This window comes from Serratia sp. BNK-12, assembly GCF_047456085.1.
Classification (GTDB): domain Bacteria; phylum Pseudomonadota; class Gammaproteobacteria; order Enterobacterales; family Enterobacteriaceae; genus Serratia; species Serratia liquefaciens.
Genome location: NZ_CP179896.1, coordinates 4073534 through 4089041, shown reverse-complemented (window position 1 = coordinate 4089041; position 15508 = coordinate 4073534). Strand labels below are relative to the sequence as shown.

Genomic DNA, 15508 nt, shown 5'->3' with positions numbered 1-15508 from the left:
TCGCGTCTTATTTTTCCGGAATGGTTTCGGGACGCTTCTGTCATCAGGAAACTCGGTTCTGTAATGTAGCCGTCCTGGTTCTTGGAACGGAGTTGACCGAGCACTGTGATTTTTTTGAGGTAACAAGATGCAAGTTTCAGTAGAAACCACTCAAGGCCTTGGGCGCCGTCTCTCTATTACTGTACCCGCTGATACTATCAAGCAGGCTATTAAAAAAGAGCTGATCAACGCGGCAAAAAGCGTTCGTATCGATGGCTTCCGTAAAGGCCATGTACCGATGAACATCGTTGAGCAGCGTTATGGCGCTTCCGTTCGTCAAGACGTGCTGGGCGAAGCGATGCAACGCAGCTTTGTTGATGCGATCATCAAAGAAAAGATCAATCCGGCCGGCGCACCAAACTACGTGCCGGGCGAGTACAAAGAAGGTGAAGATTTCACTTTCGCGGTTGAATTCGAAGTGTATCCGGAAGTTGAGCTGAAAGGCCTGGACAGCATCGAAGTTGAGAAGCCGGTTGTTGAAGTTAACGACGCCGACGTTGACACCATGCTGGACACCCTGCGCAAGCAGCAGGCGACCTGGAAAGACAGCGATCGCGCAGCGCAAGCTGAAGACCGCGTAACCGTAGATTTCTCCGGTTCTATCGATGGCGAAGAGTTTGAAGGCGGCAAAGCCTCTGACTTCGTACTGGCTATGGGCCAGGGCCGCATGATCCCAGGCTTCGAAGAAGGTCTGGTCGGTCATAAAGCCGGTGAAGAATTCACTATCGACGTTAACTTCCCGGAAGATTACCACGCTGAAAACCTGAAGGGCAAAGCGGCTAAATTCGCTATCGTTCTGAAGAAAGTGGAAGAGCGTGAGCTGCCAGAGCTGACTGAAGAATTCATCAAACGTTTCGGCGTGGCTGATGGTTCTATCGAAGGCCTGCGTGCTGAAGTGCGTAAAAACATGGAGCGCGAGCTGAAAGGCGCAGTGCGTAACCGCATCAAGACTCAGGCAATCGACGGCCTGGTCAGCGCTAACGAAATCGACGTTCCTGCTGCGCTGATCGACGGCGAAGTTGACGTTCTGCGTCGTCAGGCTGCACAGCGTTTCGGCGGCAACGAGAAGCAAGCGCTGGAACTGCCACGCGAACTGTTCGAAGAGCAGGCTAAGCGTCGCGTAGTTGTTGGCCTGCTGCTGGGCGAAGTTATCAGCACCAACGATCTGAAAGCTGACGAAGATCGCGTTAAGACGCTGATCGAAGAAATGGCTTCCGCTTACGAAGATCCAAGTGAAGTTGTTGAGTTCTACAGCAAAAATAAAGAGCTGATGAACAACATGCGCAACGTTGCTCTGGAAGAACAAGCGGTTGAAGCCCTGCTGGCAAAAGCGAAAGTGACTGAAAAAGCCACTACCTTCAGCGAGCTGATGAACCAGACTCAACAGGCGTAATGTCTGTACGCCAGGGCGCAATCTAACGCGCCTTCGGGGCTGGCTTGCCGGCCCCGGCGTAAAAAAAGCCCGTAACCTTCGGTTGCGGGCTTTTCTTTTTGCCACGTAGCTGATTAATCTCAGGTTAAGCGTGACAATATGCACTATATTTACCCTGTTGCTCTTGGGACAGTCTGGCATGATGGTCATCGTCGACAATGCTGGCCGCGTTAAAATACGCAGTTGGGCTTGAAATTCTGTCAGCGGCCCCAATCTGTAAAATGTATATATACCCTGTAGCTTTCAAGTCGCAGTCAGGCGCCCAGCTCGCTCATCCTCAGGCGCTTACTCGAGTAAGTCACTGGGGTGAGCGACAAATCTGTCGGGAACAGATTTGAACGCTGCGACTTGAAAGATGATGGGTATGGGCTGTTTGCCAGAGTGCGCGGTATGAGAAAAACCGTCGGGTACGTGTGGCGCGGGTCGAATGCTTGAGCATAGTCATCATGACCGTTCTCAAGTAGAATCGGTGTAATAGGGTGTAACCCTGGCCGCCAAGGCAATTTCTATTAGGAGACGGTAATGTCATACAGTGGCGAACGAGATCAATTTGCACCTAACATGGCCCTGGTGCCGATGGTGGTAGAGCAGACTTCACGCGGGGAGCGTTCTTACGACATCTATTCCCGCCTGCTGAAAGAGCGCATTATTTTCCTGACCGGCCAGGTCGAAGATCACATGGCCAACCTGATTGTGGCGCAGATGCTGTTCCTCGAAGCGGAAAGCCCGGAAAAAGACATTTACCTGTACATTAACTCCCCGGGTGGCGTGATCACCGCCGGCATGTCAATCTATGACACCATGAAGTTCATCAAGCCGGACGTCAGCACCATTTGTATGGGCCAGGCGTGCTCGATGGGCTCTTTCCTGCTGACCGCAGGTGCCAAGGGCAAACGCTTCTGCTTGCCGAACTCACGCGTGATGATACACCAGCCGCTGGGCGGTTATCAGGGCCAGGCGACGGATATCGAAATCCATGCGCGTGAAATCCTGAAGGTGAAGGCACGCATGAACGAGCTGATGGCAGAGCATACCGGCCAGTCACTGGAGCAGATCGAACGCGATACCGAGCGCGATCGCTTTATGACCGCGGAAGAAGCGGTAGAATACGGTCTGGTTGACGGCATTCTGACGCACCGCAAGTAAGTACCACGCGGCTGGCGAGGTATATGTGCGAGCCGATAGGCTATAGTAATCAGAGCGGGCGCAGCTCGCTCTGGTGAGCATAATCGGCGTTCCCGGTATGCGTTTTGGGCGCACTGCCGCCGTGATATTCCTGCGGGACAAAGACTAAAGAAGAGGTTTACTGATGACAGATAAGCGCAAAGACGGTTCAGGAAAGCTGCTGTACTGCTCTTTCTGCGGCAAAAGCCAGCATGAAGTGCGTAAGCTGATTGCCGGTCCGTCAGTGTATATCTGCGATGAATGTGTTGACCTGTGTAACGACATTATTCGCGAAGAGATTAAAGAAGTTGCCCCGCATCGTGAGCGCAGTGCGCTGCCGACGCCGCACGAAATTCGCCACCACCTGGATGACTATGTCATTGGCCAGGAGCAGGCGAAAAAAGTGCTGGCGGTAGCGGTGTATAACCACTACAAACGCCTGCGTAACGGCGATACCAGCAACGGTATCGAGTTGGGCAAAAGCAACATTCTGCTGATTGGCCCGACCGGTAGCGGCAAAACTCTGCTGGCAGAAACGCTGGCGCGCTTCCTGGACGTGCCTTTCACCATGGCCGACGCCACCACGCTGACCGAAGCCGGTTATGTGGGTGAGGACGTGGAGAACATCATCCAGAAGCTGCTGCAGAAGTGCGACTACGACGTGCAGAAAGCACAACGCGGCATCGTCTACATCGATGAAATCGACAAGATTTCCCGTAAGTCAGACAATCCGTCCATCACCCGTGACGTGTCGGGTGAAGGCGTGCAGCAGGCCCTGTTGAAGCTGATCGAAGGCACCATTGCCGCGGTTCCGCCGCAGGGTGGCCGTAAGCATCCTCAGCAGGAATTCCTGCAGGTTGATACCTCGAAAATCCTGTTTATCTGCGGCGGCGCATTTGCCGGCCTGGATAAAGTGATCGGTCAGCGCGTCAATACCGGTTCCGGTATCGGCTTCGGCGCGACCGTGAAGGGTGAAGCTGAGAAAGCGACCGAAGGCGAACTGCTGCTGCAGGCTGAGCCGGAAGATCTGATCAAGTTTGGCCTGATCCCTGAGTTCATCGGTCGTCTGCCGGTCGTGGCAACCCTGAGCGAACTGAGCGAAGAAGCGCTGATCCAGATCCTGAAAGAGCCGAAAAATGCCTTAACCAAACAGTATCAGGCATTGTTCAATCTGGAAGGCGTGGAACTGGAATTCCGTGAAGAAGCGCTGAACGCCATCGCCAAGAAGGCCATGACGCGTAAAACCGGTGCACGTGGTCTGCGCTCCATTGTAGAAGGCGCGTTGCTGGACACCATGTATGACCTGCCATCCATGGACAGCGTCGATAAAGTGGTGATCGATGAATCAGTTATCGCCGGCCAGTCCAAGCCTTTGCTGATTTACGGCAAACCGGAAGCACAGGCTTCAGGCGAATAATTCGCCAGTCAAACCAGAAAGTTAATGTCAAAATGGGGGATTTTATCCCCCATTTCTTTTTCCTGCATTCTTGCCGTTGAATGTAAGAGATTCATCCCCATATACTCATTAACCAGATTTTATGAAACGTTTGATGCTTGCGTCTCATGAGATTCCCCTCAACCTGGCGGAAGTTAAACTTAAGAGAGAGCTCTATGAACCCTGAGCGTTCCGAACGCATTGAAATCCCCGTCTTGCCGTTGCGCGACGTGGTGGTTTATCCGCACATGGTGATCCCGTTATTTGTTGGCCGGGAAAAATCGATTCGGTGCCTCGAAGCAGCAATGGATCATGATAAAAAGATCATGCTGGTGGCACAGAAAGAGGCCTCAACGGATGAACCTGGCATTAATGACTTGTTCTCTGTCGGCACCGTAGCGTCGATTTTACAGATGCTAAAACTGCCAGACGGCACGGTAAAAGTGCTGGTAGAAGGCCTGCAGCGGGCACGTATTACTACGCTTTCCGACAGCGGCGAGCACTTTGCCGCCCAGGCAGAATATCTTGAGTCACCGGCGATTGACGAACGTGAACAAGAAGTCCTGGTGCGCACCGCAATCAATCAGTTTGAAGGCTACATCAAACTGAACAAAAAAATTCCACCGGAGGTGCTGACGTCATTGAACAGCATCGACGATGCTGCACGCCTGGCGGATACCATCGCCGCGCACATGCCGCTGAAACTCAGCGACAAGCAGTCGGTACTGGAGATGTTCGATATCACCGAACGTCTGGAATACCTGATGGCGATGATGGAATCGGAAATTGACCTGCTTCAGGTTGAAAAACGTATCCGTAACCGCGTCAAAAAGCAGATGGAAAAAAGTCAGCGCGAGTACTATCTGAATGAGCAGATGAAGGCGATTCAGAAAGAACTGGGCGAGATGGACGACGCGCCGGACGAGCATGAAGCGCTGAAGCGCAAGATTGAAGCGGCGAAAATGCCGAAAGACGCGCGTGAAAAAACCGAAGCGGAACTGCAAAAGCTGAAAATGATGTCACCCATGTCTGCGGAAGCGACCGTGGTTCGTGGTTACATCGACTGGATGCTGCAGGTGCCGTGGAATGCGCGCAGCAAGGTTAAAAAAGACCTGGTTAAAGCGCAAGAAGTGCTCGATATCGATCACTATGGCCTGGAGCGAGTCAAGGACCGTATTCTTGAGTATCTCGCAGTACAGAGCCGCGTAAGCAAAATCAAAGGGCCTATCCTGTGTCTGGTGGGGCCTCCTGGCGTAGGTAAAACCTCGTTGGGACAGTCGATCGCCAAAGCGACCGGTCGCCAGTACGTGCGTATGGCGCTGGGCGGCGTGCGTGACGAAGCGGAAATTCGCGGTCACCGTCGTACCTACATCGGCTCGATGCCGGGTAAACTGATCCAGAAAATGGCCAAGGTCGGGGTGAAAAACCCGCTGTTCCTGCTGGACGAAATCGACAAGATGTCTTCCGACATGCGTGGCGATCCGGCTTCTGCATTGCTTGAAGTGCTGGATCCGGAACAGAACGTGGCGTTTAACGATCACTACCTGGAAGTGGATTACGATCTGTCCGACGTGATGTTCGTTGCTACCTCGAACTCGATGAACATTCCTGCGCCGTTGCTGGATCGTATGGAAGTGATTCGCCTGTCCGGCTACACCGAGGACGAGAAGCTCAATATCGCCAAGCAGCACCTGCTGCCTAAGCAGCTTGAGCGTAACGCCCTGAAAAAAGGTGAGCTGACGGTCGACGACAGCGCCATCATTGGCATTATCCGCTATTACACCCGCGAAGCCGGGGTGCGTAGCCTGGAGCGTGAAATCTCCAAGCTGTGCCGTAAAGCGGTGAAAACGCTGCTGATGGACAAGAAGATCAAGCATATCGAGATCAACGGCGACAACCTGAAAGATTATCTGGGTGTCCAGCGTGTTGACTACGGCCGTGCCGATACCGAAAACCGTGTGGGCCAGGTCACCGGCCTGGCGTGGACGGAAGTGGGCGGCGATCTGCTGACCATCGAAACCGCGTGCGTGCCGGGCAAAGGCAAGCTGACCTACACCGGTTCTCTCGGTGAAGTGATGCAGGAATCGATTCAGGCTGCGCTGACCGTGGTCCGTGCGCGTGCAGACAAACTGGGTATCAACGCCGATTTCTACGAGAAGCGCGATATTCACGTGCACGTGCCGGAAGGCGCGACGCCGAAAGACGGCCCGAGTGCCGGTATCGCCATGTGTACCGCGCTGGTGTCTTGCCTGACCGGCAACCCGGTTCGTGCCGATGTGGCAATGACCGGTGAGATCACCTTGCGTGGTCAGGTACTGCCGATTGGTGGCTTGAAAGAGAAACTGTTGGCTGCGCATCGCGGCGGCATCAAAACCGTGCTGATCCCGTATGAGAACAAGCGCGATTTGGAAGAAATTCCGGACAATGTTATCGCCGATCTGGAGATTCATCCGGTGCAGCGAATCGATGAGGTTTTGAACCTTGCGTTGCAGAATCCGGCCTTCGGCGCACTGCCGGTAGCGGCAAAATAGTGACGAATCGCAAAAACCATTGATAAAACTTATGCTGGCAAGTCATTTCGGACTTGCCAGTCTTTTTTTGTACCGCTAAGTTAGAAAGCTGTCGGCCCGCGTTTTGTCACGCTTTCGGTGGCTTGCCAAGGTTCGATGGGATTGATATAACAGCTGCGCTGTCGCAACCGTAGGGATTTTCCGGTGCGACGATTGAATTCTAGAGGGGATGATAGAGTGAATAAGTCACAACTGATCGACAAAATTGCCGCAGGTGCTGATATTTCCAAAGCGGCAGCTGGGCGTGCTTTAGATGCAGTGATTGCATCTGTTACCGAATCCTTGAAGGAAGGGGATGACGTGGCGCTGGTTGGTTTCGGTTCTTTCACCGTGCGTGAGCGTTCTGCCCGTACTGGCCGTAACCCACAGACCGGTAAAGAGATCAAAATCGCGGCAGCCAAAGTTCCGGCCTTCCGTGCAGGGAAAGCGCTGAAAGACGCAGTAAACTGATTGTTTGCGTCTAACCGTTTAGCGTTGCAGGGTTTAGCAATAAACAATCACCTGACGCAACGGTGCTGGTAAGGTAAGATATAAGGCGCATCAGATTGATGCGCTTTTTTTATTTTTGTCGCAGGGAACGCGCCTGCACAAGGGTGTTTTTAATCCACATCACAGCGGAGTGTTGTCACACTATGATGGACAATTTACGCGCGGCAGCTAATCACGTCGTGCTCAAAATCATCCTGGGCTTGATCATTTTGTCATTTCTTTTGACAGGGGTGGTCAGCTATCAGGGGAGTGCCGGTGATTATGCAGCGAAGGTCAATGGCCAGGTGATCGAGCGTGCTCAGCTGGAACAGGCTTTCCAAAGCGAACGCAGCCGCATGCAGCAACAGTTGGGTGACCAGTTCTCCGTACTGGCGGGCAACGAAGGCTATATGCAGCAGATGCGCCATCAGGCACTGTCACAGCTGATCGACAACATGCTGCTGGACCAATATGCCAAGAAATTAGGCCTGAGCGTCAGTGACGATCAGGTGAAAGAAGCCATCCGTAAAGCGCCTTACTTCCAGACAAACGGCCAGTTCGATAACGCTAAATATCTCGATCTGATTAGCCGCATGGGTTACACCGCCGATAACTTTGCGCAGTCAATGCGTCAGCAGTTGGTTAATCAGCAGGTGATCCAGGCCTTCGGCGAGTCAGGTTTCATCCTGCCAACCGAAGCGCAAGGGATGACGTCACTGGTGCTGCAGCAGCGCGATGTGCGCCTGGCTACGCTGGATCTGAAAGCGTTGCAGGCCAAGCAGACCGTGACCGACGACGAGCTGAAAGACTACTACAGCCAGAACAAGAACAGCTTCATTGCGCCGGAGCAGGTCAAAGTAAGCTACATCCCGATGGACGCCGCCTCTATGCAGGACAAGGTGACGGTAGCAGATGCGGATATCAGCGCCTATTACGACCAGCACAAAAGCAGCTATGGCCAGCCTGAGCGTAAAAACTACAGCGTGATCCAGCTTAAAACCGAGGCGGAAGCCAATGCGGTGCTGGACGAGCTGAAAAAAGGCGGCGATTTCGCCACCCTGGCGAAAGAAAAATCCACCGACATCATCTCACGCCGTACCGGTGGCGAGCTGGGCTGGCTGGAGCCGGACACCACGGCAGACGAGCTGAAACAGGCAAACCTGACCGAAAAAGGCCAGCTTTCCGGTGCAGTGAAGTCCTCTGTGGGCTATCTGGTCGTACGTCTGAACGACATCGAGCCGGAAAAAGTGAAGCCGCTTAGCGAAGTGCGTGATGCCATCGCCAAGCAGGTTAAGCAGGAGAAGGCGGTAGACGCCTATTACGCGCTGCAGCAAAAGGTGAGTGAAGCGGCGACCAGCGATAACGAATCTCTGGCCTCAGCCGAAGAAGCCGCCGGTGTGAAAGCGACTCAGACCGATTGGTTCACCCGCGACAACATTCCGGCTGCGCTGAACTTCAAACCTGTCGTCCAGTCGATTTTCGACGGTTCACTGATTGGCGAAGGCGGCTCTCCGGGCAGCAACTCCGATGTAATCACCGTTGATGGCGACCGTGCCTTCGTGATCCGCGTTTCAGGCCACAAGCCAGAAGGCATTGAGCCGTTCGATCAGGTAAAAGATCGCGTGGCGGAATTGGTCAAGCGCAACAAAGCCGAACAGGAAGCGAAACTGCAGGGCGAAAAGCTGTTGGTTGAGCTGAAACAGGGCAAGGGCGACGAAGCGATGAAAGCGGCCGGCCTGAGCTTTGGCAGCGTGCAGAAGATGGCACGCGCGCCGGAAGACAGCCAACTGGTGCAGAGCGTGTTCGCGCTGCCGCACCCGCAGGAAGGCAAACCGGTATACGGCATGTCGCAAGACCGTCAGGACAACGTAGTGCTGATTGCACTTGATGCCGTGACGCCAGGCAGCCTGTCGGCGGAAGAAATGAAAACCTTCGTCAGCAAAATGGAAGAAGGCGCTACCGGCGTCTCCTTTGACTCGCTGCTGGCCAGCTTGCGTAAAGAAGCCAAAATCACCATGGGTGCCGCTGAGCAGCAACAGCCTCAGTAACGCGCCGCAGTTTTCTGCAACGCAATGCAATTCCAAAAGGCCGCTTTCGCGGCCTTTTCCATATCTGTTATCCGCCAATTGCTGAAGTTCATCCGCTGCGGCAAGGTGAGCTTGCTGTTAAACACAAGGAGGATACAGCATGCAACTTGCAGAAATGAAAGCGGTTAATGGATATGGTTTCAGCCTCAAAGTTTTGCTGGCCGCGGCCCTGATAGGCTTGGCCGGGCCATCGATGGCCGCTGAGGAAAAGAGCGCGACCGGTCAGCCGGTGTTATCAGCACCGGCGGTGAAAGCAGGGCAAGGCACTGAAGCCGCAGTCGGCATCGACGATGAGGCATCGGTCAGTATCAATCAGGCCGATGCCGAGCAGTTGGCCAGCGTACTGAAGGGGGTGGGTTTGAAGAAAGCGGAAAGCATCGTGCGCTACCGTGAGCAGAATGGTCCTTTTACGCAGATTGAGCAGCTTCAGGAAGTGCCGGGTATTGGGCCCGCCCTGTTTGAACGGAACCGTGCGCGGCTCAAAATGTGATATCTATCACGGCTGCATGGCAAAGTACCGATGCAGCCCTTTTTCCTCTGCTACATTTTACAGGTCTTACCAGTTTGGCGACTTGACCAAACGGGTGAAGGAGCCATCAGTGGCTCCTTCTTTCTGTAATCACCAGGCAGGAGTGGCCGTTCCCTATGCATCAGACCTTTATCAAAGTCCGTGGTTATCATCTCGATGTTTACCAACATGTTAACAATGCACGCTATCTCGAATTTCTCGAGGAGGCGCGCTGGGATTGGCTGGAGAACCAGGAGGGCTTCCGTTGGATGACGGAAAACAACATCGCCTTTATCGTGGTTAATATCAATATCAATTACCGCACGCCGGCGGTGCTGGGGGACAAGTTGCGTATCGACAGTCAGATGGTGCAGCTTAACGGTAAAAGCGGCGTGCTGAGCCAAAAGGTGACGCAGGATGCCACGGGCGCGCCGGTCGCGGATGCGATGCTGACCTTTGTCTGCGTCGATTTGAAAACTCAGCGGGCGTTGCCGATTGAAGGGCAACTGCGCGAACACCTTCAGGTGCTCACGCTGTCGGAAGAAGGCTAAAGCAACGAGCGGCAATGTTTGCCGCCGTTATTCACTCAGACCAGGCCGGTCTTCTGTTTCAGGCTCGCCATCACTTCCGCCTTGTTGATTTGGTATTGCTTCAGGCCGTTGGCGCGCAGGTGACAGGCGGCACATTCACCGCAGCCGTCGCCTTTAATGCCGCTGTAGCAGGTCAGGGTTTCCTGCCGAACCAGATCCAACTGATGGTAGTAATCTGCCAGTGCCCAGGTCTCAGCCTTGTTCAGCCACATCAGTGGCGTTTCAAAACGGATATCGCGTGCGATGCCCAGCACTATTGCCTGGTTCAGCGCTTTGACAAATTCGTCGCGGCAGTCGGGATAACCGGAAAAATCGGTTTCGCAAACGCCGGTGATCACCGCCTCGGCTTCGACCTGGTAGGCATAAATCGCCGCCAGCGTCAGGAACAGAATATTACGGCCCGGCACGAAAGTGCTCGGCAACCCGTTGGCCTCGGTGCTGCCGTAAGCCGGAACCGGGATATTGTCTCGGGTCAGGCTGCTGATCGCCAGTTCATTGAGCAGGCCAACGTCCAGCAGTTTATGCGCCTTGGCCCCAAGGGCCACCGACAGCGCTTGAGCCACCTCAATCTCGGCGCGATGGCGCTGACCGTAATCGAAGGTGACGCAGTGAACTTCGTCGTACTGTTGCAATGCCTGAATCAAGCAGGTCGTGGAATCTTGTCCACCGCTGAAAACGACAACCGCGCGTTTCATAAAATTACCTCAATTTAGTGCTGAGACCCTACCCGATGAACACTCGGGCGGTAGGATAAAAATGCGTTGCGGCAGCAATGGTAGCAGAAATAGCGGGTTACCGCTGGGCCGGGCCCATTAAGTCTGGGGAAAGCGGCTCTGTCGAGTCCAGCGGCGGCGGCAGCCAGGCCTGGCAGAAATCGAACCAGCCATGGGCGGTCAGAGTAACCCCATGAATGCGCGGCGGTGCGCTAATTTGATACTGATAGTGAAACAAGGGCGTGATGATCGCCGCCCTCATCAGCTGCTGATAATACTCTTTCAACTGCTCATAACGCGGTTGCTGTGCAGGTAACTGTTGGATCTGCTGCAGCGTCTGCTGCTGATGTCGCCAGCGATCGTCGGGCAGAATGCCGCGCCACAGCGTATCTTGCCGCAGCCAGCTTTCCAGCGTCGCTTCCGGTGACTCACCGATCAGGTTATCGGCCAGCAGCAGGTCGGCCTGTTCGATTTGTTCGGCGCTTTGCCAGCGTTTACCCGCGTAATAACGCAGTTCCAGCTCGCAGCCGTGGCGTGCCAAAAGCTGCTGCAGAGCCACAGTTACCGTTTCCAGTTCTACCGGTGGCCGATACAGCAGCGTCAATTTGGCGGGGAGGGCTATCTCATCATCAACCTGATGCCGAGGGATGGCCCAGCCTGGCAGCATTTCGTGGCTGGGGGTGATGACGCTGTTTGGTACCGGCAGATTGGCCAACAGGCCAGATTGCTGGATCAACATCAGCAGTTTTTGGCCCTGGGCTTCGTTGAGCACGCCGTGTTTCAAATTGACCGCCAGATAGCACCAGCCCAGGCTCATGCTGCGTTGCACCGGCCGTGCCAGCGCCATCTCTTCCTGCTGGCCGATGGTTATGCGCACCGGGTGCTGGCAACTGGTGTAAGCCGCGTCGACCTGTAGCTCCGGGGTGATCCAATACTCGATGCTCTCAAGATAAGGATGCTGCAAATGGTAAAACGGATGCTGTTCCAGCCGTACCAAATGCGCCTCGTTTAGCGTGAGTTTGAAAGGGCCAGCGCCAATGCCTGCGGCCTCCGGGTGGGTTAGCAGGCAAGGCAATTCCGCCAGACGATGCGCCAACCAGTAGTCGGGATGCTGTAAATCAAACTGCAGACACAGCGCATGCGGCAGGCTGATGGCCTTAACGTTGGCCAGGCTGGGGCGACTGCGAGGGTGTCGTTGCAGCTTTTCCAGCGTTTGCAACAACTGCTGGCCGGTCAGCATTTCACCGTTGTGCCAGCGCAATTGACTGCGCAGGAAGAACTGCCAGCGCAGGCCGTCATGGCTGATTTGCCAGTGATGGGCCAGATCGGATTGCGGTTCAGGATTGCCGGTAATGAATCGCGTCAGGCCGGCATGCAGGGTGGCAACCAAATGTTGTTCGGCGCGGCCGGTCAGGGTCAGTGGATCCAGAGATTCCAGCGTGCGGTAATAGGGGATACGCAGCGTTGGGCTGCCTGCTTGCCACTGGCCGCCGAGATGCGGGCTGAGCAACTCCTGCAAATGCTGCGGAGCCAACTGCGCCATTTCCAACGCGCCCTGGTGGTCGCCGTCATGCAGCAAGCGCTGCAAGTGGGCGGCGCGCAGCTCGTCCGGGGTTTTCAAACACTGCAGGCGAGCCCGCTTGCCGCGACCGGGCTGTGACTGCCAGCTTAGCCAGCCCTGATCCTGCAACTGTTGTACCAGCGTGCGAGCATGGCGTTCGCTGCAATAGAACAGGGCTGCGAGTTCGCCGATGGTGATGGCCACCGGCGCAGCGCCGAGCTGTTGATACAGGCGTTGATACTGGCTGAGACGATGGGTCAGGCGCATGATCGAAATCCGGAACAGTTTTCCAGAATTGTTCACTATTACTTCCGCAAATACCATCTCATACTGCAGGGACTGTAATCGCGTTCACACTCATGAGGTCTTTATGTATCGCCTGGCGGCTTTTGATATGGATGGCACATTGTTGACACCGGATCACCGGGTCGGGCCGGAAACTCTGGCGGTGCTAAAGCAACTGGTTGAACGGGAGATGGTTGTCACCTTCGCTACCGGGCGTCACTACCTGGACGCGCAGCCGATCATGGCGCAACTGGGTCTGCAAGGCTATCTGATTACCGGCAACGGTACGCGGGTTTACGATCATCAGGGGCAACAACTTCACGCCACCGATTTGCCTGCTGACATAGCCGAAGAGGTGCTGCACACCCATTGGCATACGGTTGCCAGCATGCACGTCTTCCGTGACGAAGGCTGGATGACCGAGTTTGCGGTACCGGAAGAAATGTTGCGGGCTCATCATCTGAGCGGCTTCCGTTATCAGCTTACCGAAGTGCGTCGTTTACCGGCCTTCGGCAACAGCAAGGTGTGCTTCGTTGGACCACATGTGGAACTGCTTAAGCTACAGATTCAGCTACGAGAACAGTTTGGAGCACGCGTTGATCTCTGTTTCTCTGCCTATGAGTGCCTGGAGGTCTTGCCGTTGGGGTGTAACAAAGGCACCGCGCTGGATACGTTGAGCCGCCATCTGGGGCTGAAGATGGCGGACTGCATGGCGTTTGGCGATGCCATGAACGACAGGGAAATGCTGGCGACGGTAGGGCACGGCGTGGTGATGGGCAATGCCCTGCCGCAGCTGAAGTCTTCACTGCCACAACTACAGGTTATCGGCCATTGCGAACAGCAGGCGGTGGCTCACTATTTGCAACATTGGCTGCGTTCACCTTACCTCACCTATTCCCCCGAATTATGAGGCTTTATTGGCAGCCGGCCGGGTATAACTTACCCGGCTTTTTTTCGCCTGCCTGGGGCGATTACAAGTCTGCCAGTTGCGCCAGATACGGGGTTAGATCGCCGATATTGTTTCTCACCCATTCAGGGTTGTAGTAGGTATCCAGATAGCGCTCACCGCTGTCGCATAGCAGGGTGACGATAGAACCCTGTTCGCCATTTTCCCGCATCTGTTTCGCCAATTGCAGCGCGCCCCACACATTAGTGCCGGTGGAGGCGCCCACTTTACGGCCCAGTACCGTTTCCAGCCAATGAATGGTAGCAACGCTGGCCGCGTCCGGAACGCGCAGCATGCTGTCGACCACCGACGGGATAAACGAGGGTTCGGCGCGCGGGCGGCCAATACCTTCGATCCTGCTGCCACAGCTGCCGATCAGGGTGCGATCGCGCTGGTGGAAACAATCATAGAATACCGAGTTTTCCGGATCGACGACCGTCAAGCGGGTGTCGTGCCCCTGATAGCGAATATAGCGTCCCAGCGTTGCAGATGTACCGCCGGTGCCCGCGCTCATCACGATATGTTTAGGGACAGGGAAGGGTTCACGCGCCATCTGGCGGAAGATGCTGTCGGCGATGTTGTTATTGCCACGCCAGTCGGTGGCGCGTTCGGCGTAGGTGAACTGATCCATATAGTGGCCGTTCAGTTCTTGCGCCAACTGCTCGGAGACCGCGTAAATCTGTGCCGCGTGATCGACGAAATGGCAGCGGCCGCCGTAAAACGCAATTTGCTCAACCTTGCGGCGTGCCGTGCAGGAAGGCATCACGGCAATAAACGGCAGGCCAATCAGCCGGGCGAAGTAAGCTTCGGACACGGCGGTGCTGCCTGAAGAGGCTTCTATAATCGTGGTGTTTTCGGTGATCCAGCCGTTGCACAGGCCGTACAGGAACAGCGAGCGCGCCAGCCGATGCTTCAGGCTGCCGGTCGGGTGAGTGCTTTCATCTTTCAGGTACAGGCAGATACCGGGAAATTCGGGCAGGTTCAGGCGGATCAGGTGCGTGTCGGCGGAGCGTTGGAAATCCGCTTCTATTTCACCGATAGCATATTTTACCCAAGAGTTTGTCATCGTCTGGCCTCAGAATAGGGGGCTTATTTGCTGCATAATATAGCCTGCCGCCGGGAAAAAAGGATTGCCATTTTTCCTGTTTAATCGCTTAATGAGAGAAAATTTTTCTCCTGGTTGACGATATGTTAGATAAAACAGACCGTAAGTTACTGTGCATGCTGCAACAGGACTGCACCCAGCCGCTGCAGGCGCTGGCCGATGCGGTCAATCTGACGTCGACGCCTTGCTGGAAAAGGCTGAAACGGCTGGAAGAGGAAGGCTATATCCGTGGGCGGGTCGCGCTGCTGGATAATGAAAAACTCGGGTTGGGCCTGACGGCATTTGTGCTGATCAAAACCCAGCAGCACAGCAGCGAGTGGTATCAGACGTTCGTGCAACTGACCCAGCAGATGCCGGAGGTGCTGGCATTTTACCGCATGGCGGGGGAGTACGATTACCTGATGCAGGTGGAAGTAGCTGATATGAAGAGCTACGACAGCTTTTACAAGCGTCTGGTGAACGGGGTACCTGGGCTGATCGACGTCACTTCCAGCTTCGCGATGGAAAAAATCAAATACACCACCGCCCTGCCGGTTCCTGAGTGAAAAGTTCACCAAATTGGCAAAGTAACGGTGGTATCCTACTCTGCTGAGGCAGATCGAGAG

13 protein-coding genes are annotated in these 15508 nt (G+C 54.9%); 10 read left to right on the top strand and 3 right to left on the bottom strand.

The window, feature by feature from the left end; all coding sequences use genetic code 11:
• The first annotated feature begins 127 nt into the window (after positions 1-127).
• From tig to ACMGG1_RS19060, 8 genes are all read left to right on the top strand, one after another.
• The gene (gene tig / locus ACMGG1_RS19095) at positions 128-1432 is read left to right on the top strand and encodes a trigger factor (protein WP_020825490.1); all 1305 of its coding nucleotides are present in this window, start codon (positions 128-130) and stop codon (positions 1430-1432) included.
• Positions 1433-1993: 561 nt separating this feature from the next.
• On the top strand, positions 1994-2617 hold the full coding sequence (gene clpP / locus ACMGG1_RS19090; RefSeq protein WP_020825491.1) for an ATP-dependent Clp endopeptidase proteolytic subunit ClpP: 624 nt from the start codon (positions 1994-1996) through the stop codon (positions 2615-2617).
• A gap of 163 nt (positions 2618-2780) precedes the next feature.
• The gene (gene clpX, locus ACMGG1_RS19085) at positions 2781-4052 is read left to right on the top strand and encodes an ATP-dependent protease ATP-binding subunit ClpX (protein WP_020825492.1); all 1272 of its coding nucleotides are present in this window, start codon (positions 2781-2783) and stop codon (positions 4050-4052) included.
• A 194-nt stretch (positions 4053-4246) separates the two neighbouring features.
• On the top strand, positions 4247-6601 hold the full coding sequence (lon, locus tag ACMGG1_RS19080; RefSeq protein ID WP_020825493.1) for an endopeptidase La: 2355 nt from the start codon (positions 4247-4249) through the stop codon (positions 6599-6601).
• Positions 6602-6817: 216 nt separating this feature from the next.
• Positions 6818-7090 (top strand): nucleoid-associated protein HU-beta, encoded by a 273-nt coding sequence (gene hupB, locus ACMGG1_RS19075; protein ID WP_006319790.1) that lies wholly within the window; start codon positions 6818-6820, stop codon positions 7088-7090.
• A 182-nt stretch (positions 7091-7272) separates the two neighbouring features.
• Positions 7273-9156, top strand: a complete 1884-nt coding sequence (ppiD, locus tag ACMGG1_RS19070; RefSeq protein ID WP_046374348.1) for a peptidylprolyl isomerase — start codon at positions 7273-7275, stop codon at positions 9154-9156.
• Between the two features lie 139 nt (positions 9157-9295).
• Positions 9296-9685: a ComEA family DNA-binding protein gene (locus ACMGG1_RS19065; protein WP_128864422.1), complete on the top strand. Its 390-nt coding sequence runs from the start codon at positions 9296-9298 to the stop codon at positions 9683-9685.
• Between the two features lie 155 nt (positions 9686-9840).
• Complete coding sequence (locus ACMGG1_RS19060) at positions 9841-10254, top strand: acyl-CoA thioesterase (protein WP_020825496.1); 414 nt, start codon at positions 9841-9843, stop codon at positions 10252-10254.
• A gap of 35 nt (positions 10255-10289) precedes the next feature.
• On the opposite strand, the gene queC is transcribed toward ACMGG1_RS19060, so the two are convergent.
• Positions 10290-10988 carry a 7-cyano-7-deazaguanine synthase QueC gene (gene queC, locus ACMGG1_RS19055; RefSeq protein WP_122077502.1) on the bottom strand — a complete coding sequence of 233 codons (699 nt, stop codon included), beginning with the start codon at positions 10986-10988 and terminating at the stop codon, positions 10290-10292.
• A 97-nt stretch (positions 10989-11085) separates the two neighbouring features.
• On the bottom strand, positions 11086-12834 hold the full coding sequence (locus ACMGG1_RS19050; RefSeq protein ID WP_041415228.1) for an SgrR family transcriptional regulator: 1749 nt from the start codon (positions 12832-12834) through the stop codon (positions 11086-11088).
• A gap of 103 nt (positions 12835-12937) precedes the next feature.
• On the opposite strand from ACMGG1_RS19050, the gene cof reads away from it, so the two are divergent.
• Positions 12938-13762, top strand: coding sequence for an HMP-PP phosphatase (cof, locus tag ACMGG1_RS19045; RefSeq protein ID WP_128864424.1), 825 nt, complete (start codon positions 12938-12940; stop codon positions 13760-13762).
• A 61-nt stretch (positions 13763-13823) separates the two neighbouring features.
• Here cof and ACMGG1_RS19040 read toward each other — a convergent pair whose 3' ends face one another.
• On the bottom strand, positions 13824-14864 hold the full coding sequence (locus tag ACMGG1_RS19040; RefSeq protein ID WP_020825500.1) for a PLP-dependent cysteine synthase family protein: 1041 nt from the start codon (positions 14862-14864) through the stop codon (positions 13824-13826).
• Positions 14865-14986: 122 nt separating this feature from the next.
• Between ACMGG1_RS19040 and ACMGG1_RS19035 the strand changes: the two genes are divergently transcribed.
• Positions 14987-15448: an Lrp/AsnC family transcriptional regulator gene (locus ACMGG1_RS19035; RefSeq protein WP_044548705.1), complete on the top strand. Its 462-nt coding sequence runs from the start codon at positions 14987-14989 to the stop codon at positions 15446-15448.
• The last annotated feature ends 60 nt before the right edge of the window (positions 15449-15508 follow it).

What these genes read in the sequence shown, in the direction of transcription:
- queC (WP_122077502.1), bottom strand. Translation starts at nt 10,988, where the DNA reads ATGAAACGCGCGGTTGTCGTTTTCAGCGGTGGACAAGATTCCACGACC.
- ACMGG1_RS19065 (WP_128864422.1), top strand. Translation starts at nt 9,296, where the DNA reads ATGCAACTTGCAGAAATGAAAGCGGTTAATGGATATGGTTTCAGCCTC.
- lon (WP_020825493.1), top strand. Translation starts at nt 4,247, where the DNA reads ATGAACCCTGAGCGTTCCGAACGCATTGAAATCCCCGTCTTGCCGTTG.
- ACMGG1_RS19060 (WP_020825496.1), top strand. Translation starts at nt 9,841, where the DNA reads ATGCATCAGACCTTTATCAAAGTCCGTGGTTATCATCTCGATGTTTAC.
- ACMGG1_RS19050 (WP_041415228.1), bottom strand. Translation starts at nt 12,834, where the DNA reads ATGCGCCTGACCCATCGTCTCAGCCAGTATCAACGCCTGTATCAACAG.
- clpX (WP_020825492.1), top strand. Translation starts at nt 2,781, where the DNA reads ATGACAGATAAGCGCAAAGACGGTTCAGGAAAGCTGCTGTACTGCTCT.
- tig (WP_020825490.1), top strand. Translation starts at nt 128, where the DNA reads ATGCAAGTTTCAGTAGAAACCACTCAAGGCCTTGGGCGCCGTCTCTCT.
- cof (WP_128864424.1), top strand. Translation starts at nt 12,938, where the DNA reads ATGTATCGCCTGGCGGCTTTTGATATGGATGGCACATTGTTGACACCG.
- ppiD (WP_046374348.1), top strand. Translation starts at nt 7,273, where the DNA reads ATGATGGACAATTTACGCGCGGCAGCTAATCACGTCGTGCTCAAAATC.
- ACMGG1_RS19035 (WP_044548705.1), top strand. Translation starts at nt 14,987, where the DNA reads ATGTTAGATAAAACAGACCGTAAGTTACTGTGCATGCTGCAACAGGAC.
- ACMGG1_RS19040 (WP_020825500.1), bottom strand. Translation starts at nt 14,864, where the DNA reads ATGACAAACTCTTGGGTAAAATATGCTATCGGTGAAATAGAAGCGGAT.
- clpP (WP_020825491.1), top strand. Translation starts at nt 1,994, where the DNA reads ATGTCATACAGTGGCGAACGAGATCAATTTGCACCTAACATGGCCCTG.